The organism is Pseudomonas endophytica (genome assembly GCF_001411475.1).
GTDB classification, from domain to species: domain Bacteria; phylum Pseudomonadota; class Gammaproteobacteria; order Pseudomonadales; family Pseudomonadaceae; genus Aquipseudomonas; species Aquipseudomonas endophytica.
On the sequence record NZ_LLWH01000165.1, the window covers coordinates 48,204 to 67,035 of the forward strand.

Consider the following 18,832-nt stretch of genomic DNA (forward strand, 5'->3'; position numbering starts at 1 on the left):
TGCACGCCTCAGCGTTGATAGCCCTTTTCGACGTCTTCGATCATCAACTTCAAAGAAGTCGGGCTGGCGCCGGTCACGTACCACGCCTGGGCATCGGCAAAAATCACCCGGCCGTTTTTCCAGGCATTGGTCTGACGCAATAACGGGTTGCCCATGCTCTGGGCGTCCATGACCGGGCGGCGCTCCATCACGGCGGTGCGGTCGACCACATAAATGATGTCGGGGTTAGCGTGTTGAATGAACTCACTGGAAATCGGCTGGCCATGCAAACCGCTATCGACTGCCGTACTGGCCGGTTTCACACCCAATGCATTAAAGATAAAGCCGTAGCGCGAGTGCTCACCGAATGAGCTAAAGGCGCCGTTGTTGTGCAGCACGACCAGCGCTTTTTCCGGGCGCCCGGCGGTGAGATCCCTGACCTCTTGAACCTTGGCATCCAGTTCTTCAACCTGCTGCCGGGCGAGCGCCTGCTTGTCGAATAGCGTCCCAAGGGTCAACAAATGATCTTTGATGACCTCTATATGGCGCGCCTCACTGTCGCGGTAGTCAACGTCGAAATGCACCGTCGGGGCCATCTCGCTCAATGCCTGATAGTGGTTAGCCTGCAACGATGTCATCAAGATCAAGTCAGGCTTGGTGCCATGAACTCGCTCCAGATTGGGCTGCACAATCGCCCCCACGTCTTCGACACCTTGATCCTCCTTGTAGCGGGCCAGAAAGTGCGGAACAAAATCCTTCGGCATGCCTACCACCGGTATCCCTAGCTGGTCGAGAAAGTCGACCTCATTCATGTCCAGTGCAACCACCCGTTTCGGGGCACGCTCGATGACTGTAGTGCCCAGTTGATGCTGCACAGTCACTGTGGCAAAAGCGCCCTGCTCCGGCTGAGCGTTTGTGACGGCCTGTGTCGACGCTGCCGGCTTGTCATTGCAGCCTTGCACGGCAAGCGCTGCGGTTATCAGCAGGGCCAGTGGCCACAAGCGGTGTGTGTGATGCGCCATGAGGAGGGTTCTCTTTAGGGGTTGAAGTAGTTGCACAGACGACCGCGCTGCCCTTGGGTGATTTCAAAATCCAACCCATAGAGCTTGCTGAGCTGTGCCTCGGTAATCACGTGCTCCACGCCACCGGCGCAGTGCACCGCGCCGGCCTTCATCGCTACGATGTGGTCGGAATAACTGGCGGCGAAATTGAGGTCATGCACCACCAGAATCACCGTGCGCCCAAACTCGTCGCAGAGTCGGCGCAGCGCCCGCATGATCTGCACCGCATGCTTGATATCGAGGTTGTTCAGCGGCTCGTCCAGCAGTAGATAGTCGGTTTGCTGGGCAATCGTCATCGCCAAAAAGGCCATCTGCCGCTGCCCGCCACTGAGTTCATCGAGGTAGGCATGGCGCAGCGGTTCCAACGACAAAAATGCGATCGCCTCGCCAATCAGCCGCTGGTCCTCAGCAGTCAATACACCGCGACTAAACGGAAACCGGCCAAAGGCAACCAACTCTTCAACGGTCAAGCGCAGATTGAAGTCTGGCGATTGACGCAACGTTGCAACCCGCTTGGCGTACTCGCGCACAGCAAGACCCGCGACCGGGCGGCCGTCTATACGCACCTCGCCACGACTGGGCTCCATCAACCGCGCAATCATCATTAACAATGTGGTCTTGCCCGCACCATTGGGGCCTATCAGTGAGGTCAGCGACTTAGACGGAAAACACGCGCTAACGCCATCAAGAACGGTCTTGGTGCCATACGCCTTGTGAAGGTCATGGACAGTGATCATGGGGCTCCTCGTGAACGGACCATCAACATCAGGAAGTACCCGCCGCACACCAGATTAATAAGGATGCCGACCGTGGTCTTGTAGTTAAAAACATGCTCAACCAGCAGTTGGGCGGCGATAAACAGAGCCACCGCAATCGCGCTGCCGAGCGCCAACGTGACCCGGTGCCTGAAGGTTCGGGCAAGTGCATAGGTGATGTTCGCGACAAACACGCCCATGAACGCGGTGGGGCCTAACAGGCTGGTCGAAATGGCCACTAACGCGGCAATCAACCCCAGGTGCAGGCGCACGCTGCGCCGATAATCGACCCCCAAAGACATCGCCTGATCACGCCCCAGTGAGAGCACATCCAGGGTTGGCAAGGTTTTCAGGCCAACAAGGCAAACGGCCGTCACCAGCAGCCCCGAAAAGATCAATTCTTGAGGCTGTGCCCGGTTGAACGAAGCCTGACTAAACCCCAGTAACACAGAGAATTCGCCAGGACTGACCTTGAGCTGGACGAACTGAGTCAACGTGCTGATGACCATGGTCAGCACCAAGCCAATCAATAACAGGAAGTACACGTCGCTTTTACCGTCGCGCAGCAACCCGCGATGGATGCACCACGAATAGGCGAGCATCAGCAGCACCGACAGCAGGAAATTACCGGTACTGCCGAGCAGCACTGTGCTGTACGTCCCCAAAAACAAAACCAGCAAGGCTTGCAACAGCAGATAAACCGCCTCGTAGCCCATGATTGCGGGGGTCAGTATTCGGTTGCCGGTCAGGGTCTGAAAGGTGATGGACGACCAAGCAATGGCTACACCGCCGATCAGCATGGCTGTTAGCCGGGCAATCCGCTTGGGGATCACATAATCAACGTCCAGCCCTGACCCCAGGAACACAAAAACCAGTGCCAAAACGCTGACCACAAGCCAGGCGGCAAGCCGCGGATGCTGGCGGATCATCGGTGCCTCCAGATGATCAACCCAAGGAACAACACGCCACCCACGCTGCCTGCCGTCAGACCGATCGGCACCTCAAATGGGTAGATAATCAGCCGCCCAAGGATGTCGCACACCAGCAACAGGCATGCCCCCCCCAGCGCAACAATGGGCAACGTACGCCCCAAGTGATCGCCATAGCGCAGCGCTACAAGGTTAGGGATCACCAGCCCGACAAAGGGAATTGAGCCCACCGTAATCACCGTTGCAGAGACAGTGACCGCGACCAACAGCAAACCCAGCACCACGGTTGCCGTGTAGTTGAGGCCCAAGCTGGTGGCCATACCCTCGCCCATGCCGAGCACGGTAAACCGGTGTGCGTACAGGTAGGTCAGCGCCACAACCGGCAAGATCAAGTAGATAATTTCGTAACTGCCCTGCACCACCCGCGAGAAGTCGCCCAAGAGCCAGCCCTGCATGCTTTGCAGCATGTTGTTGCGATAGGCATAGAACTCGGCAATCGCGCTCAACACGCCGCCATACATCAAGCCAATGACCGCAACCAACACCGTGCTCTTGAACTGGATGCGACGGATCACCAGCACAAACAGCAACCCTGCCGCAAAGCAAAACACCAACGCGAACAGCATTCGAGCCGGTGCCCCAGCGGCAGGTGCCAACACCAGCGACAGCAAAATGCCGAGCTTGGCCGCGTCCAGCCCACCGGTTGTGCCTGGCTCAACGAACTTGTTACCCACAATGTGCTGCAGGATCACCCCGCACACCGCGAGGCCAACCCCGGTTAGCACTAACGCAGCCAGACGCGGCAAGCGGCTGGCCGTCAGGGTCAACCACGCATCGCCAGAGGTCGAAAGCAGGTCCGACCATGCCAATTGCCTGGCCCCTATCATCAGCGACGCTGCGCAGAGCAAAACAAACAGCCCACACCAACGTGCACGCATCAGGCTTGCTCGCCGTTAGAAGGCGCTGCAATCCGCCAGCCTTTGGCGGCTCGACGTTGCGCCAAAAAGTGCGCATAACGGCCGTGACTGGCGCGCAACAGCGAGGGCGAGCCTTGCTCAACGAGTTGCCCTTGATCGAGCACTAAAATCTGATCGGCCATCGACACGGTGGACAGCTGATGCGCAATCACCAACAGCGTGTGACCACCGCGCAATCTGGACAGGGTCTGGGCAATGACGTGTTGGTTCTCGGCATCCAGCGCGGCAGTGGCTTCATCCACCAGCAAAATCGGCGCGTTTTTGATCAACGCACGGGCAATGGCGATGCGTTGCCGCTCACCCCCCGACAGGCGCGCACCGCCCTCTCCCACCGGCGTGTCAATGCCTTGTGGCAAGCGCTCAATCAGCTCTGTGACCCCGGCCTGAGCGGCCGCATCCAGAATATCGACAAGGCTGGCGGCAGGTCTGCCGACGCGAATGTTGTCGGCAATGCTGCCTTGAAACAGATACGTGTCTTGATGGATCTGGCTGATATGACTGGCCAACTGCGAACTGGACATCTGGCGCACGTCCACGCCGCCAATCAGCACGCAGCCTTGGCTGGCATCGAAAAACCGCGCAATCAGGCGCAGCAACGAGGTTTTGCCCGAGCCGGAAGCTCCAATCAATGCCGTCATGCTGCCGGGCGCAATGCTCAAGCTGACATCGCGCAGCACCTCTGGCTGATCGGGCGCATAGCGCAAGCTCACCCCGCGCAACTCAATCGAGCCCGATGCCGGGGCGTGTGGCCGCTCGGGTTCAGGCAGCGGCGCGACCGCCAAAATACGCTGCACTTCTTCAAGCTGGCTGTCTGCACCGCGCAGTATCTCGGCATAACTGGCCACGTCGAGCAATGGGTCGATGTAGCGACTGGTCAATACCAGCGCAACCACCACGGCGATCACTGAGCCCGCATCCTGTGCCATGCCCAATTGTGCGTTCAGCCAGAACACAGCGGCTATCAGCAATACCGCGAACAGGGCTTGCACCACCCAAGCATTGAGCACCACAGAGAGTGTTGACTGGTAGATCAGGCGCATACCGGACTGGCGTTGCCGGTCGATGGCCTGCTCCAGCCACTGCGCACCACCGCCTTCACCGTTAAAAGCACGCAGCACCGACTGAGCCTGGGCAAACTCAACCATGCGCTGGCTGGTATCGGCGAAATGGCGTTGGTAGGTCTGCTCAGCGCGCCGCCCCAAACGTGCCGTCAGCCACAGTGCAGCCAGCAACATCGGTAGGCCCAACAGAGCGATCAGACCCAATGGCCAGTGCAGCACACACAGTGCCGCCACGATCACCAATGGAGTTACGGCACCCGTGATAACGGGGGTAAAGACATGCGCTGGCAACTGCGCAACAGCCATCATGCCGTGGGTAATGACATGCGAAAGTCGGCGGGTATTGTGCGCCGTGAACCAGCCCAGCGGCAGGCTGGCAACATGGTCGCCAAGACGCTGCCGCGCCCCCTGTAAAATCGCCACGCCCACCGCCACCCCAGCCCTGTCGACTTGACGCCGCCAAGCCCAGCAGGCGACCACACCGACCACTGTCAGGCTGAGCCACAGCGCAGCACCGCGCACATCGCCCGCCAACAAGCGCCGCATCACCGGCACCAACGTGGTGAGGGTGAACCCGCCGAGCAAGGCATACGACACGGCCATGCCCAGATAACGCCGCAAGATCGGCGCATCATCGCCCAATAATTGAATCAGGGATTTCAGCATGGTTGCACCGCCTGTTCTTGTGCCTGCGAGTAACCACCCTGCGCCCACAAGCGGGCGTAAAGCCCTTTATGGGCGAGGAGTTGCGGGTGCGTCCCTTGCTCATGAACCGTGGCGTTATCGAGCACGATGATCTGGTCAGCGTGCATCACGGTGTCCAGCCGATGTGCGATGACCAACAAGGTGCGACCTTGGGCAAAGCGTGACAGCGCATCTTGGATCGCCACTTCGCTTTCGGCGTCTGCTGCAGCCGTGGCTTCGTCGAGTACCAACACCGGCGGATCAAGCAACACAGCGCGGGCGATGCTGACACGCTGCTGCTCGCCGCCTGAGAACTGCGCATCCTCGCCGACTACCGAGTCATAACCGCGGGGTAACGCCAAAATTCGCTCATGGATATTCGCGGTGCGGGCGGCCTCCTCGATCTGCTGTTGGCTGGCTGAAGGCCGCCCCAGTGCAATGTTGTCGCGCACACTGGCATGGATCAGCCGAACCTCTTGCAAGACAAAACCTAAGTGTCGGTACAGGCTGGAAGATTCAATGTGGCGCAGATCCACGCCGCCCAAGGTGATACGTCCCTCGGTCGGATCAAAGAAGCGCAACAGCAGCCGCGCCAAGGTCGACTTGCCTGAGCCGGAATAGCCCACGATGGCTGTCGTGGTGCCAGGCTTGAGGGTAAAGCTGACGCCTGAAACCACGCGGCGCTCGGCGTCATAACCGTAGCCCACCCCCTCAAAACACACTTCATTGCCCTTGGGCGTTGCTTGCACATCCGACGCCGGTTGCTCCAGCACCGGGGTGTTCAACAAAGTCTGCACACGCTGCGCAGCGCCGGTCGCGTGATTGAGGTCATGGGTGATGTAGTGCAGCAACAGCAACGGCCCACACAGCCCCGGCGTGACGAGGGCAAACGGCAACACATCGATCGCCCCCATCCAGCCCAAGCCCACAAAAAGGCTGCCAAAGACCAACACCACGCCTAACACCGTGACCGGCGCAACCAGCGCATTGGCATTGGCCATCGGTGCCACCAAGGGCCGCGTGAAGCCGACAAAGGCCTGAGCGAAGGCATCCACCGCTTCGCGATAACGGCTGTGTGCCTTGGCGTTGGTACTGAACGACTTGACCACCGCAATGCCGTTGACGAACTCAACCACTGCGTGGTCAATGCGCCCCATCCCGGCTGCGAACGCCTGCATGTTCGCTTCACTGGCCTTCATGGCCTTGGCGAAGAATAGGAAGAAGCCAGGAAATGGCAGAATCGAAACGAGTGCCAAGCGCCAGTCCATGGCGAACAGGTAGATGAGTGAGATTAAAATCGCCCCCACTGCGCGCCCCAGCGTCGTATAGAAATGCGCGGTCAGGCTGTGCAGCGTATTGATATCGTCCTGCATCGCCCGCTTGACCTCACCCGAGGCCCGGCTGGTGAACCAACCCAACGGCACGCGGCTAAGCCGCTGAGCAATGGCTATGCGTAGTTGATGGGTCAGACGGTTGTCCGCCAAGTGCGCAAGCAGCTCTGCGGCAGATATCAGCAACACACCCACGCACAGGCTCGCTACGCCAATCAGTACCGACCACCACACCCCGCTCATGGCACTCGTCTGTTCACTCAGGGCGAGCTTGGCAATGTGCGCGATAGCAGCCAGCGGCACCATTGTCAGCATGGCACCGGCTGCTGCGAGCAGAGCGGCCATGATCAGTCGCCCACGCACAGGCTTCAGCAGTTGGCTGAGTGGGCCGCGCACTTTTGGTTCGGCCGAGGCCAGGTCAGGAGAGTCCATCACAATAAAGCGTCCAGAGTGTTAGGAGGGTTGCAAGGCACTCGCCTTCCTATGCGTAATACACAGGCTTTCGAGGCAGGCAAAACGGCCGGGCAAACGCTAATCTTAATTAGTTGCATGACTATAAACTAATTTGCGAAATGCTGACAAGACGGCTACAACACAGTCATCACTGTTTAAGGATCTGTTATGACCGCGCCACAACCGCCCGCCACCCGAGGGCGTCCTCGCACCATCACACGTGAACGCATTGTCGAAGCCGGCATTAAGATAGGGCTGCCGAGCATCACCTTTGTCGGGGTTGCCGCTGCACTGGGTGTCAGCCACATGGCGCTCTACAAGCACGTAGCGAACCTCGAAGCGCTTAAGAGCATGGTCGCTGAAGAAATCTTCACTCGCTGGCAGATACCCAAGGCCGACGCTGCGCCGCGTAGCGAGTTGAAGGACTACATGGTGGTGTTCGCCGCCTCAGTGCAGGTGTTCGTCAAAGCCCACCCTGGGCTGACGCCGTATGTCATCCGCAGGCTGGCAGCGACCCAACCGATGCTGGCCAAAATCGACGAGCATCAAAGCCATATCGCCGAGGTCTATGGTCTATCAAAGGATCACGTACGCTGGCTGCTGGCGACGGTGGCCTTTCACGGTATCGCCGTGGCCGACACCGTGTATTCGGTCACTGGTCGTGAGCCGGTGTTGGACGCAGATAGCGCCGCTGAGGAAGCCGAGATGGAGGCCGAACTGGCTCATGGCATGCACGCACTGATCGTCGGTGCACTGGTTTTGCTCAAGGAGTGGGTATCAGACGCGGCGCAAGACCCTGTCAAAGATTTTCAGTAGGAGAAGTGACAGCCGACGCCATTCACGGCGTCGGCACACGGGCTGCGGCCTAGCCCCCAATCGGGCAATCCACCAAGATCTGCAAGGTCTGTTGCGAGCAACGCTCTACTCGCGCCTGAACCCCATAGACGTCGGCAAACAACTGCGGGGTCAGTACTTCGTGTGCGGCACCAAAGCCCATCACTTGGCCCTCACGCAGCACTGCAATGTTGTCGGCGTAACGCGCTGCCAAACTGATGTCATGCATCACGATGACCGCGATTAATTGGTGCTGACGAACCATGCCGCGCACACACTCCATGACCCGCAATTGATATCTCAAGTCCAGTGCGCTGGTGGGTTCATCCAACAGCATCACGTTGGGGCGACGGGCAATCAGTTGCGCAAGGCTGACCAATTGCCGCTGGCCACCGGACAGCGCATTGAGCATGCGATCAGCCAAGTGCTCGATGCCAATGCGCTGCAAAGCGGCATACGCCTGCTCGAGGTAATCGCCACCGCTGCCACCGACGCGCAAAGCCGCCATCACGCTTTCAATCACACTCAAGCCCAGCCCAGGCGGCAGGTGTTGGGGCATGTAGGTGATGAGCCGCGCGCGCTCGGGCACAGACATCGCCGTCAGTTGCAGGCCCTGCAAACTCACCGACCCCGTGAGGCGCTCAAGCCCCGCCAAGCCGCGCAGCAAGGTCGACTTGCCAGCACCGTTGGGCCCAATCAACGCAGTCAGCGTGCCAGGCTGCAACTCGGGTAACGAGGCATCATGGATCACTGCGCGACGACCATAAGTCACTTGAGCGTGGCTGACGACTAAACCTTGGGCGCTCATAGTTGCCTGCCTCGTTTGAACACCAGCGCCACGAAAATCGGCACGCCCACCAGTGCAGTGACGATACCCACCGGCACGATCACGCCGGGCATGATGATTTTGCTGACCACCGACGATAATGACAGCAGCAACGCCCCCACCAGCGCGCTCGCGGGGAACAAAAATCGTTGGTCTTCGCCAATCAGGATCCGCGCAATGTGCGGGCCGACCAAGCCGATAAAGCCAATGGTGCCGACAAATGCCACCGCCGTCGCAGACAACAAACTGATGCGCAGCAGTGAGAAAAACCGCAATCGCCGCACGTCAACGCCAAAGCTTTGCGCACGGTCTTCGCCCATGCGCAGCAAGGTCATGCGTGAAGACGCCTGCAACGAAAACGGCATGATCAGCGCCATCACTATGGCCAGAATGCTCAGTTTGTCCCAGTTGGCCCGTGCCACGCTGCCCAAGCTCCAGAACACCAGTTGTTGCAGTACATCTTCGGTGGCCAGCAGCTGCAAAAGCGCCACTAAGGCGTTACAACTGAAGACCAGCGCAATGCCAAATAACACCAGTGTTTCGACTCCAGCACCCCTTAATCTAGACATGCCATGCAGTAAGAACATCGAACCGCAGGCAAACACAAAGGCTGATAGCGCGACCAACGAATCCCGGCTCAACAAAGCGCTGCTGACCGGAAATACGATGATCAGCGAAGCGCCCAGCGCTGCCGCTGAAGACACCCCTAAGGTAAAGGGGCTGGCCAGCGGGTTATTGAGAATGGCCTGCATCTCAGCCCCGGCCAATGACAAGGCCGCCCCGACCAGTACCGCCATCAGCGCATAGGGCAAACGCACGTTCCAGATGATCACCCGGTCTGTCACGGCTAAGTTTTGCGGGTGCAGCAAGCCGTCGATTAAGGCCCCTAAACTCATCCCCGAAGAACCGGTAGACAGGTCCAACAGCACCGCCGCGACCAACGCAATGCCGATCCCGACCAATAAGCTCACGCGCCGCGCCAATAGGCGCCGATAGCCGTGGCTGGCAGCCACCACGGCGGGGTTCAAGTGGGCGGTCATTTTTGTTCACTGACCCAGTATTGGCCTGCCAATGGCGTACCGAGAAACTGTTGGTTGATCACTTGCAGCGTGTGCTGCGGATCAAGGGAGGTAAACTTTTCAGGGTGAATCCACTTGGCCATGGCCTCTATCGCCAAAATGTTGTACGGCGAGTTGTAAAAGTCATGCCACAAACCGTGCACATTACCTTCGCGTACCGCGCGCAGTTGTGCGAACTCCGGGCGGGTCAGCACGTGCTTGAGGGTGTCCTGCGCGGTGGCCTGGTCAACTCCAGCGCCCAGCACCACACCGGGCTTTTGATTACCGGTAATGATGTAGATGTCCGGATCAGCCTTGAGCGCATATTCAACGCTGACGTCGCCCAGCGCACCCGGCACCACACCCGCGGCAATATTGCGCCCGCCGACCAGCTTGATCAGCTCACCCATGCCGCCCTTACCGGTGGTATGCCCTGGGTTAGCCCAGACTCCGGCCAGCAATTCAAGAAAGACGCTGGGGCGCTGGTTATCGTCGATCACCCCAAGCGTGTCAGTGATGTGGTCGACATGTTCTTGGTAGAAGCGCAGAAAATCTTGCGCTTGCGTTTCTCGCCCAAGGGCTTTGCCCAGTGCGGTCATGCTGTCATGGGTGCCCTTGACCGGATTGACGCGAAAGTCGACAAACAACACCGCGATACCGGCTTTTTCCAGAATATCCGCCACTGGGCTGTGTTCAGTCGGACCATGCCCGGAAATACTGAATACCGCCAAATCCGGCTTCAACGCCAGAATCTGTTCGGCACTGACGCTCTGCTCCGAGGCTTGGCCAATCAGCGGAATGTCTTTGACCTCGGGAAATTTTTTCACGTAGGCGGCATAGGTATTAGGGTCCAATTTGTGCAGATCGTTTTGCCAGCCCACAACACGTTTAAACGGCTGGTCACGGTCAAGAATGGCCAACGTCGATATCAACCTGCCCTCGCCTAACACAACGCGCTGTACATGATCAGGAACTTCGACCACACGCCCGAGCACATCAGTCACTTCTTTGGCCCAAGCCGACGACACCATGCCGAACCCGCCGACTATCAAAACAATCAGCAACGAACCTATACGTGAAAGCGTTTTGGACACGATAAATCTCCCAATTAATGAAAGGCTCATACGTCGCTCCAGCGGCGCAAGAGGTTGTGATACACGCCGCTCAATTGCAGCAACGACTCATCATCGGCCTGTTGCGCAGTTAAGCGCGCAAGGGCCACATCCATGTCCAACAAAAGGCTGCGCTGGCTGTCTTCGCGGACTAGGCTTTCAACCCAGAAAAAAGCCGCCATTCGCTCACCACGAGTCACCGGGTTGACTTTGTGTACGCTGGTGCCGGGGTACAGCACTAAATGCCCGGCGGGCAACTTGACGCTGCGCTCGCCAAACGTGTCACGAATCACCAGTTCGCCACCGTCGTAACGGTCGGGATCGGTCAGAAACAAGGTCGCGGACACGTCCGTTCGTACCCGTTCGCGAACGCCCTTAATCCCGCGAATGGCGTTGTCAATGTGAAAACCAAACCCTTCGCCAGCGCTGTAACGGTTGAACAGCGGCGGGTAAATACGCTTGGGCAGCGCCGCCGACATGAACAACCCATTGTCGGACAACCGCGCAAGAATCTGTTGGCCAAGCGCACTGCCCAACCCCGAGTCCTCGGCCAGTTGCCGATTGAACTTGTCACGGGCCGAGCGCTGCCCGGCCGTGGCTTTGCCATCCACCCATGGTTCGTTCAACAGCCGCCGGCGCATCTCGCTGACTTCTTCGGGGCTGAACACGTCGGCAATTTCAATCAGCATGGGAGGCCCCCGACCCCGGCCGACTTAAAAGTCATAGTCGATGCTGGCGGTTAAGGTGCGCCCAGCGCCTGGCACGCCATACAGCTGGAAACCGTCAAGGGAAGCGCCGATGCGGCTGAAGTAGAACGTGTTCAACAGGTTGTCGACGTTAAGGTTGACCGTGGTTTGGCGATTGACCTTGTATTGCGCGGCCAAGTAATGCACCCAGTAACCAGGGGCTTTCTCTTTGTCGCGGGTGTAGATCGGCAACACACCGGACGGGCCATCAGCGTTACTGCTGTTGTTGTTCAGGCCGCCCACGTATTTGTTATCGGTGTAACGCCGACGCCCGACGTAGTTGGCGCCGTAACTCACACTTAAATCGTCGGTAAAGGCATAGGTCGTCCACAGATTGGCCGTCAGGTCAGGCACGTTTTTCGCTTCTTGGCCTTTGTTGATGCCTTTAGTTTGATCGCTTTTGAGGGCCGAGAACCCGCTGTAGGCGGTCCAGCGATCAGTCAGGTTGCCTTGCAGCCCCAACTCGATACCATCGACGCGTTTAGCGGGCAGCGCACGAACTGGTGAAGCTTCGCCTTCGGTGTATTCCCAAGAGTTCTCCAGCTCGGTGCGGAAAATCGCCGCCGTCACGCTGATGTCTTTATTGAACAGGTCCCACTTGGTGCCGAGTTCATAGGTTTTGGATTTAGCCGGTTTGTAATTACCGGTACTTGCCGCGCCGTAGATTTGGTTATTGGTCGAGGCGCCAATCGCCGAGGGCTGCGCCGACTCACTGTATGACGCGTAAATCGTGCCGTTTGGCTGCGGTTTAAAGACCACACCGGCTCGCCCGCTCCAGGCGCCAGAGGTGTCTTTGATGTGTGACTGACCACGCTGTGTCGTCTCGGCCGTCCAATGGTCGTACCGCAGCGAGCCCATTACTTGCCACCACTGATTAAGCGTCAGTGTGTCGGCAACGTACAGCCCAGCATTGTCGATACTTGAGCGTGGCTCGCCGACTCCTTTGGTGGTGTAGACCGTCTCAAAGTGGTGCTGCGGGTCGCCCATATCAAACGCCATGTCGGGTGCCGGAACCTTGGCATTGCGATCCAGACCGCCGTAGGTTTCGTGGTAAACATCTAGCCCGGTGACCGCTTTATGGCTGATTGAGCCGGTGTCAAACGCAACGCTTAAGTCGGTCTGGTTATCGACAATGGTGTAGCGTTTGGACAAACCATAATCGCTGCCACGCAGCACCCCATTCGCAGTGCTGCCATTGTTGGTGTAGTCGGTGTAAACCTTGACTCCGTTGACCGTCGATACGGGGCCGACTCCCACGTAACCCAATGTGGCACAGCGGGTGCCAGCACAGGTTTTGGAGCCATCAGCGTTGGCAGAAAAAAAGCGTGCCGGTGACAGTACGGCAAAGTTATCGGTACGTTGCCAGCGCAGCTGGTTAGTCAACAGCGCACCGTTGTCAAAATCATGTTCCAGTCGCCCGGTCAACGAGGTGGTTTCGGTCTGCTGGGTGTACAGACTAGCGTCGCCGTACCAATTATTACGCTTCACGCCGGGCATGCGCTTGCCATCGTTGCCGCGCAAAATCGGCAACCCGCCATCAGGGGTGTTGTCGTCCTTCTGATAGTAGAAGTCCAGGTAAGCCCGAGTAGGTGTAGACAGCCCCACAGCCAGCGAGGTGGCAATGCCCCAGCGGTCGTAGTCCACCGTGTCGCGTTCGGCCACCTGATTTTCATGTTTCATCAGGTTGATGCGCACGGCACTGGTGTCGTTTAGCTGATGGTTGATATCCGCGGCCAAACGACGATAGCCATCGGTGCCAATACCCGCCGAGACCCGATTCACATCGTCTAAATGGGCTTCTTTGGTCACCAAGTTGACGCTGCCCCCGACGGCCGAAATACCGGATTCAATCGCCCCGGTGCCTTTAAAAACTTCAGCTTGCTGTACGTTGAACGTGTCATTGCGGCTCGACATGCCGGCATCACGCACACCATCAACGGTCAGGCTTTGCTCAGACGAAAACCCACGAATCGAGAACAGATCACCCCAGCCCAGATTGCCCTCCCCGGACATAAAGGTGATACCCGGCACATTGCGCAGAATCTCTTGTAAGGTCTGCGCGTTCTGCTCTTTAAGCACTTGTTGCGGCACGATGGTGATACTTTGCGGGGCATCAAGCAGCGGCGTCATGACTTTGCGCGATGACACTTCGTCAACCTTAAACGGTGAATCGTAGCTACCCTCAACACTCAATGCTGGCAGGGTCAGCCCCGCCTCAGGTTGCTCGTCTGCACGGGCGCCGGTGCTGAAAACGCCGAGCGCCATCACGCCGATAAAGGGCGCTAATGTCGTGTTCAACGCATAAGGGGTATTGCGTACTAACGCCGCATCAGGTGACGATGACATCGGACTTTCCTTAATTACAATGACTCGCATTTAGATTCGCCATTCTAAAGAGCGTCACCCAAAGCCATCGCCGGACTTTGTATTGCTGATGCATAAAAATGGAACTCACAACATTTCATTACATTTCGCCTAATCCACTGCGGAAAAATCCGCTATTGCAGAACCTTTTCCAAGGCCGAGTCGAGCATCCATGTCCAAGCAAGATCACGTGTTAATCGTCGATGACGACCCCGAAATCCGCCAATTGCTGGGCGAGTACCTGCGCGATGCCGGTTACCAGACCTCAACCGCCTGCGATGGCAAAGAGATGCACCGGCGCTTGGAAATGAATGTCATCGACCTGATCGTGCTCGATGTGATGCTGCCCGGCGAGGACGGTTTGAGCCTGTGCCGAACGCTTCGCGTGTCTTCGAACATACCGGTCATTATGCTCACCGCTCGCGGAAGCCTGATTGATCGCATTGTTGGGCTAGAGATCGGTGCCGATGACTACTTGCCCAAACCGTTTGACCCACGCGAACTGTTGGTGCGGATCAAAGTGGTGCTGCGCCGGGCACAGAGCTTTCCAGAACGAGCACGAGTCGATGAAGCGCCTCATGTGAGCTTCGATGGCTGGCGACTCGACACCCGTGCCCGCCAGGTGCTGTCCCCCGACGGCGTGGTGATCAGCTTGGGCAACTCAGACTATCGCGTGCTGCGCTTATTGTTGCAGCACCCTAACCGCCCGCTGAGCCGTGATTTCCTGCTCAACCACGTGTTCGACAAAGACAGCACGCCTTTTGACCGTTCGATTGATGTATGCGTCAGTCGCTTGCGTCAGCAACTGACACCCGAACTGATCAAAACGGTGCGCAACGAAGGCTACATGCTCACCTCAATCGAGGTGACAAGCGAACCATGAAGCTGATACCGCGCACGCTCTATGGGCGATTAGTGATCATCCTGGTCGTCGGTATGCTGGCTGCCCAAGTTGCAACCAGTAGTATTTGGTATGACGTGCGTCACAGCCAGGTACTGGAGATCCCAACTCGGCTGATTGCCGCTCGCTTGGCCGATATCGTGCGTGTGTCTGCTTGCGATCCGCAAAACATTACCCTGCTGCTCAGCCACTTAAACACCGCAGACTTTCAGCTAAGTGAACTGAACGAACCTCTGTCTGCCCCCCAGAAACTCACACCACAGGGCCAAGCGACTGAAGACCTGCTAAAAAACTTGATTAACCAAAAGTCTGGCAACCAGATACCTCTGAGGTTACTCAGCCTGACGCTGCTCGATCAACAAGGCAAAAAGGCGGGCGTCGACACCCTGTTTGGCTCAAGCCCAGTGACCGGTCAGTTCAGTCTTGAGCTGCGCTTGCCCGATGGCCGCTGGTTGCACGTTCAAGCCCGTGAAGATCAAGGTTGGACCAGCCTGTCCCCGGCTGACGTGATGCTCGATTACTTTTGGCGTATCTATCTGCTGCGCATCATCGTGTTGGTGATCATTGCTCTGTTCGCGGTGCGCCTAGCCATCCGACCGCTGAATGAACTAGCACAGGCCGCACAAGCGCTGGGCAACGATATTCGCCGCAAGCCACTGGAAGTCAAAGGGCCGGTCGAAGTGCGGCGCGCTGCCGAGGCGTTTAATGCCATGCAACAACGCCTACAGCACAGCCTGGCAGAGCGCACTCGGTTTCTGGCGGCGGTGTCTCATGATCTGCGCTCGCCTATTACCCGCCTGTGTCTGCGCACAGAAATGCTCGATGACGAGCAGCAAAAGCAGCGCTTTCGCAAAGACCTGGCTGATATGGAAGGATTGGTTTCGACCACGCTCGAGTTTGTCAGCAGCGGCGAAATCAACGAGGCTCGGCAGAACATCGACCTCAACGCACTGTTACAAAGCTTGCAGGCGGATATGCAGGACATCGGTGAACACATCAGCTTGGTCGGACGCGCCACACGCCCGGTATCTGGCTACGCTCGAAGCCTCAAACGCTGCGTGCAAAATCTGTTGGAAAATGCCGTACGTTACGCCCGCGATGTCCAAGTGATTGTCGAGGAGCTGCCTGAGCAGGTGGTGATTACCGTCAGAGACAGCGGCCCCGGTATTGCCCCACAGCAACTGACTCAAGTGCTGGAGCCCTTTTACCGCTTAGAAGTCTCACGTAACAGCGACACTGGCGGTTACGGGCTGGGTTTGAGCATTGCCCATACCGTGGCAACCGCGCATGGCGGGACGCTAGTGCTGAACAACCGTCCACAAGGCGGGCTGGATGCGGTCCTGACCTTAGCATCGCTGGGGTCGTAGTCGCTGAAGAGCGCTCTTCAGCGACGACAGAGTGGGCTGTGATTACACACTCAGGCAGCCGGCAAGACTAACTTGGCATCTTGCGGGCCAAGCGCTTGCAGACGCATAAATTGCTCGCTAATGGCCGTAATCAGCTCAGCGTCAGCTACAGGGTCCAGCCCAGGATAAGGACGACCGTTGTAGTTGCCGTTGTAGGTCAAGACCGCTTCAATGTTCCCCGATGCTTTGAACACGTTACGGATCAACTGACTTTCTTGATCTTTGCTATCAGCGCAATACAGTGCGTAGTGCAAGGCCAAAGCACTGCCAAACTCTAAAGCGCTACTCTCAATTCCATGTTTTTTAGCCAGATCTATGCTGCGGAAAATCCGCTCGTTACGCTGTAGTTTGCGTAACGGATCACGACCCACGCGGGCACACGGGTCTTTGAACGAGGTGTTGCATCGCTCAAGAAAGGTTTTAGAAAAATCCGCAACCGCCTCTGCCATCTGCGGGTATTCGGCCACCAGCGCCGGCCCCACTTCCTGATGAATCAAGCGCTCAGCCAAAGCGCTGACCCGCGCATCACCCATGCCCTGCCCCAACCATGAGTAACCCAACACCTTGGCGTACCAAGCAATAATCGCGTGCGGACCATTCCACAGCAGGTTTTTCATGACCTGCGTTTGGGTGATGTCATCCACGGTTTTGACTTGCCGCAGACGCTCCAACAGGTTGCTGCAACGCTCGGCATACAGCGGCATGTCCGACTCGCTGTTAAACAAAATCAAATGCAGTTGGCTGAGGGCGTTGCTCGACTGGGCGAACGGCCGAAAGCGCGCGATCAAACGTTCATACTCCGGCACCGGCGTCTTGGGTGAGGCTTTGCGCACCCCAGATGACTCGGTCAGGCTGTTCTGGAAAATCTTCGACTTGATCCGCAACTGCCGCACCAATGCCTCATTGGAGAGCTTAGAAACTATGCGACTCACGACCGTCTCAGCGAAGTGGGTGTTATCCAGAATCTTCTGAGCCATCTGCGGTGAAACCAGCAAGGCCAACTGCGCTTGCACTTGGCTGCGTACAAACTGCGCCCCGCCCACTTTATTCAACACAATCAAAATGGTCAGTTCGCGCCCACGTCGCTCATAGCGGCGAATCAGCCCTTTAGCAATCACAAGCGCCTGATTGCGAATGGCCGGCTCCGGCAGGCTAAGGCCAACAATTTCGGCGGCGTCGTACATACGGATCACCGCTTCAGCGTCGTCCATATCAATCATCTTGAGATTGTCGATGGTCTGATCAAATGACGTGGCGCCATATCGCACGCTGAATCGGCCGAATGCATGAATGGTTTCTCGTAACATCCGCGAGCGGGTCGCGGCAATAATTTCGCAAGGTCGGGTGTAGCCATCCCAGTGAGAAAAGATCTGCGTTAGGTAACCGCCGCCCATGGCGCCAAACCCATGAATACCGACGCTGAATTGGTTAAGGGCCTGCGGGAAGCTCTCAGTCAGCTCAGGTGTTCCGAGATCGGGCATGCAATCATTCAAGTCGCCTAAAAATCCGTGCATGCTCTGGTAAGCCTTTAAGGCCCCAGCCTTAACCTCTGGCGCAGGCGGTTTGATGTCTTCAATCAAAATCGGTTGCCCCTCGGCGCGAATCGCCGAGAGCATGCCGTTTTCAGAGTCTTCAAGCATCAGGCAATGCTGCGCCAGGCAATTAAGCGCGCTGGCCGCCGCCAGAAAAATCTCAGGATGAGGCTTACCCTGTGTCACTTCATCACCGCATACGGTGACATCGAAATACTTCAACACATTGGCGTTGATCAAGTACTCCTCAGCAATCGCACGACGGCTGGACGTGGCAACCGCCATGGTCAAGCCGTACTTGCGCAGGCGCTCTAAGACTTCGAGCAAACCGTCTTTAATTGGTACGCCGTGGTCCCGCACATACGCCAGCTCTAGTTCATCAGCACGCTTACGGACTTCGGCGTAGGGAAAGTCTTCGCCGTGATTAGCTTTGGCCAGTGCCTCGGCTTTTTTGGCGCTCAATCCTAGCGAGCCAACCAAGGTTTCTTCGCTCAGTGGCGTACCGTAAATCTCCGTGGCTGCTTGCTTAAGGGTTTTAAAACGCAGGCGTTCGGTGTCAAACATGGTGCCATCCATATCAAAGATGGCGCTAAAAATTCTCTTGCCCTGGAAATAGATCATGGAGGTGTTATTCCTTGTACTGCGAGTGCTTCGCCGTCCAGATACGGGTACATGACAAAGCACATGTGTTGGCTTGATGCTGACGTTTGTCAGGCATAGCGCCCACATTGAGAAATTCAGATATAAAGCCGGACAGCAGCACACGTCGCTAAAAACGCACGGTGGACGCTCCGGTGGGGCGAGTGGTCAGAAAAAATTAGGC

Annotated in this window: 15 protein-coding genes; 3 read left to right on the forward strand and 12 right to left on the reverse strand. The window is 57.5% G+C overall.

All coding sequences use genetic code 11. The annotated features are described in order from the left end of the window. Nucleotides 1-8: 8 nt before the first annotated feature. The 6 genes from AQS70_RS11785 to AQS70_RS11810 are packed head-to-tail and all read right to left on the reverse strand — an operon-like array spanning nt 9 to nt 7,209. A complete protein-coding gene (locus AQS70_RS11785; RefSeq protein ID WP_055102950.1) occupies nt 9-1,001 on the reverse strand; it encodes a siderophore ABC transporter substrate-binding protein in 993 nt (330 codons plus the stop codon). Between the two features lie 14 nt (nt 1,002-1,015). Next, a complete protein-coding gene (locus tag AQS70_RS11790; protein WP_055102951.1) occupies nt 1,016-1,777 on the reverse strand; it encodes an iron ABC transporter ATP-binding protein in 762 nt (253 codons plus the stop codon). Further along, nucleotides 1,774-2,724, reverse strand: a complete 951-nt coding sequence (locus AQS70_RS11795) for an iron chelate uptake ABC transporter family permease subunit (protein WP_055102952.1) — start codon at nt 2,722-2,724, stop codon at nt 1,774-1,776. Before AQS70_RS11795 ends, AQS70_RS11790 begins: the two co-directional genes overlap by 4 nt. Next, nucleotides 2,721-3,662, reverse strand: coding sequence for an ABC transporter permease (locus AQS70_RS11800; protein ID WP_055102953.1), 942 nt, complete (start codon nt 3,660-3,662; stop codon nt 2,721-2,723). The genes AQS70_RS11795 and AQS70_RS11800 overlap by 4 nt, the downstream gene beginning before the upstream one ends. Next, nucleotides 3,662-5,428 carry an ABC transporter ATP-binding protein gene (locus AQS70_RS11805; RefSeq protein ID WP_055102954.1) on the reverse strand — a complete coding sequence of 589 codons (1,767 nt, stop codon included), beginning with the start codon at nt 5,426-5,428 and terminating at the stop codon, nt 3,662-3,664. The genes AQS70_RS11800 and AQS70_RS11805 overlap by 1 nt, the downstream gene beginning before the upstream one ends. After that, nucleotides 5,422-7,209, reverse strand: a complete 1,788-nt coding sequence (locus AQS70_RS11810) for an ABC transporter ATP-binding protein (RefSeq protein ID WP_055102955.1) — start codon at nt 7,207-7,209, stop codon at nt 5,422-5,424. The genes AQS70_RS11805 and AQS70_RS11810 overlap by 7 nt, the downstream gene beginning before the upstream one ends. 189 nt (nt 7,210-7,398) lie before the next feature. Here AQS70_RS11810 and AQS70_RS11815 point away from each other — a divergent pair, with 189 nt between their 5' ends. After that, nucleotides 7,399-8,046 carry a TetR/AcrR family transcriptional regulator gene (locus AQS70_RS11815; RefSeq protein WP_055102956.1) on the forward strand — a complete coding sequence of 216 codons (648 nt, stop codon included), beginning with the start codon at nt 7,399-7,401 and terminating at the stop codon, nt 8,044-8,046. A 49-nt stretch (nt 8,047-8,095) separates the two neighbouring features. Here the strand turns inward: AQS70_RS11815 and AQS70_RS11820 are convergent, their stop codons facing one another. The 5 genes from AQS70_RS11820 to AQS70_RS11840 are packed head-to-tail and all read right to left on the reverse strand — an operon-like array spanning nt 8,096 to nt 14,152. Further along, nucleotides 8,096-8,872, reverse strand: coding sequence for an ABC transporter ATP-binding protein (locus AQS70_RS11820; RefSeq protein WP_055102957.1), 777 nt, complete (start codon nt 8,870-8,872; stop codon nt 8,096-8,098). Next, a complete protein-coding gene (locus AQS70_RS11825; RefSeq protein ID WP_055102958.1) occupies nt 8,869-9,930 on the reverse strand; it encodes a FecCD family ABC transporter permease in 1,062 nt (353 codons plus the stop codon). The genes AQS70_RS11820 and AQS70_RS11825 overlap by 4 nt, the downstream gene beginning before the upstream one ends. Next, nucleotides 9,927-11,072, reverse strand: coding sequence for an ABC transporter substrate-binding protein (locus AQS70_RS11830; protein ID WP_055102959.1), 1,146 nt, complete (start codon nt 11,070-11,072; stop codon nt 9,927-9,929). The genes AQS70_RS11825 and AQS70_RS11830 overlap by 4 nt, the downstream gene beginning before the upstream one ends. Next, entirely contained in the window at nt 11,069-11,749 is a 681-nt protein-coding gene (locus AQS70_RS11835) for a Fe2+-dependent dioxygenase (RefSeq protein WP_055102960.1), read from the reverse strand. The genes AQS70_RS11830 and AQS70_RS11835 overlap by 4 nt, the downstream gene beginning before the upstream one ends. A 24-nt stretch (nt 11,750-11,773) precedes the next feature. Further along, nucleotides 11,774-14,152: a TonB-dependent receptor gene (locus tag AQS70_RS11840; RefSeq protein WP_055102961.1), complete on the reverse strand. Its 2,379-nt coding sequence runs from the start codon at nt 14,150-14,152 to the stop codon at nt 11,774-11,776. Between the two features lie 190 nt (nt 14,153-14,342). On the opposite strand from AQS70_RS11840, the gene AQS70_RS11845 reads away from it, so the two are divergent. Both AQS70_RS11845 and AQS70_RS11850 read left to right on the forward strand, forming a co-directional pair. Beyond that, on the forward strand, nt 14,343-15,053 hold the full coding sequence (locus tag AQS70_RS11845; RefSeq protein WP_055102962.1) for a response regulator: 711 nt from the start codon (nt 14,343-14,345) through the stop codon (nt 15,051-15,053). Beyond that, entirely contained in the window at nt 15,050-16,438 is a 1,389-nt protein-coding gene (locus tag AQS70_RS11850) for an ATP-binding protein (RefSeq protein WP_055102963.1), read from the forward strand. The genes AQS70_RS11845 and AQS70_RS11850 overlap by 4 nt, the downstream gene beginning before the upstream one ends. A 50-nt stretch (nt 16,439-16,488) precedes the next feature. Here AQS70_RS11850 and mtlD read toward each other — a convergent pair whose 3' ends face one another. Then, nucleotides 16,489-18,630 (reverse strand): bifunctional mannitol-1-phosphate dehydrogenase/phosphatase, encoded by a 2,142-nt coding sequence (gene mtlD, locus AQS70_RS11855; protein WP_055102964.1) that lies wholly within the window; start codon nt 18,628-18,630, stop codon nt 16,489-16,491. Nucleotides 18,631-18,832 lie beyond the last annotated feature (202 nt).

What these genes read in the sequence shown, in the direction of transcription:
- AQS70_RS11785 (WP_055102950.1), bottom strand. Translation starts at nt 1,001, where the DNA reads ATGGCGCATCACACACACCGCTTGTGGCCACTGGCCCTGCTGATAACC.
- AQS70_RS11790 (WP_055102951.1), bottom strand. Translation starts at nt 1,777, where the DNA reads ATGATCACTGTCCATGACCTTCACAAGGCGTATGGCACCAAGACCGTT.
- AQS70_RS11795 (WP_055102952.1), bottom strand. Translation starts at nt 2,724, where the DNA reads ATGATCCGCCAGCATCCGCGGCTTGCCGCCTGGCTTGTGGTCAGCGTT.
- AQS70_RS11800 (WP_055102953.1), bottom strand. Translation starts at nt 3,662, where the DNA reads ATGCGTGCACGTTGGTGTGGGCTGTTTGTTTTGCTCTGCGCAGCGTCG.
- AQS70_RS11805 (WP_055102954.1), bottom strand. Translation starts at nt 5,428, where the DNA reads ATGCTGAAATCCCTGATTCAATTATTGGGCGATGATGCGCCGATCTTG.
- AQS70_RS11810 (WP_055102955.1), bottom strand. Translation starts at nt 7,209, where the DNA reads ATGGACTCTCCTGACCTGGCCTCGGCCGAACCAAAAGTGCGCGGCCCA.
- AQS70_RS11815 (WP_055102956.1), top strand. Translation starts at nt 7,399, where the DNA reads ATGACCGCGCCACAACCGCCCGCCACCCGAGGGCGTCCTCGCACCATC.
- AQS70_RS11820 (WP_055102957.1), bottom strand. Translation starts at nt 8,872, where the DNA reads ATGAGCGCCCAAGGTTTAGTCGTCAGCCACGCTCAAGTGACTTATGGT.
- AQS70_RS11825 (WP_055102958.1), bottom strand. Translation starts at nt 9,930, where the DNA reads ATGACCGCCCACTTGAACCCCGCCGTGGTGGCTGCCAGCCACGGCTAT.
- AQS70_RS11830 (WP_055102959.1), bottom strand. Translation starts at nt 11,072, where the DNA reads ATGAGCCTTTCATTAATTGGGAGATTTATCGTGTCCAAAACGCTTTCA.
- AQS70_RS11835 (WP_055102960.1), bottom strand. Translation starts at nt 11,749, where the DNA reads ATGCTGATTGAAATTGCCGACGTGTTCAGCCCCGAAGAAGTCAGCGAG.
- AQS70_RS11840 (WP_055102961.1), bottom strand. Translation starts at nt 14,152, where the DNA reads ATGTCATCGTCACCTGATGCGGCGTTAGTACGCAATACCCCTTATGCG.
- AQS70_RS11845 (WP_055102962.1), top strand. Translation starts at nt 14,343, where the DNA reads ATGTCCAAGCAAGATCACGTGTTAATCGTCGATGACGACCCCGAAATC.
- AQS70_RS11850 (WP_055102963.1), top strand. Translation starts at nt 15,050, where the DNA reads ATGAAGCTGATACCGCGCACGCTCTATGGGCGATTAGTGATCATCCTG.
- mtlD (WP_055102964.1), bottom strand. Translation starts at nt 18,630, where the DNA reads ATGATCTATTTCCAGGGCAAGAGAATTTTTAGCGCCATCTTTGATATG.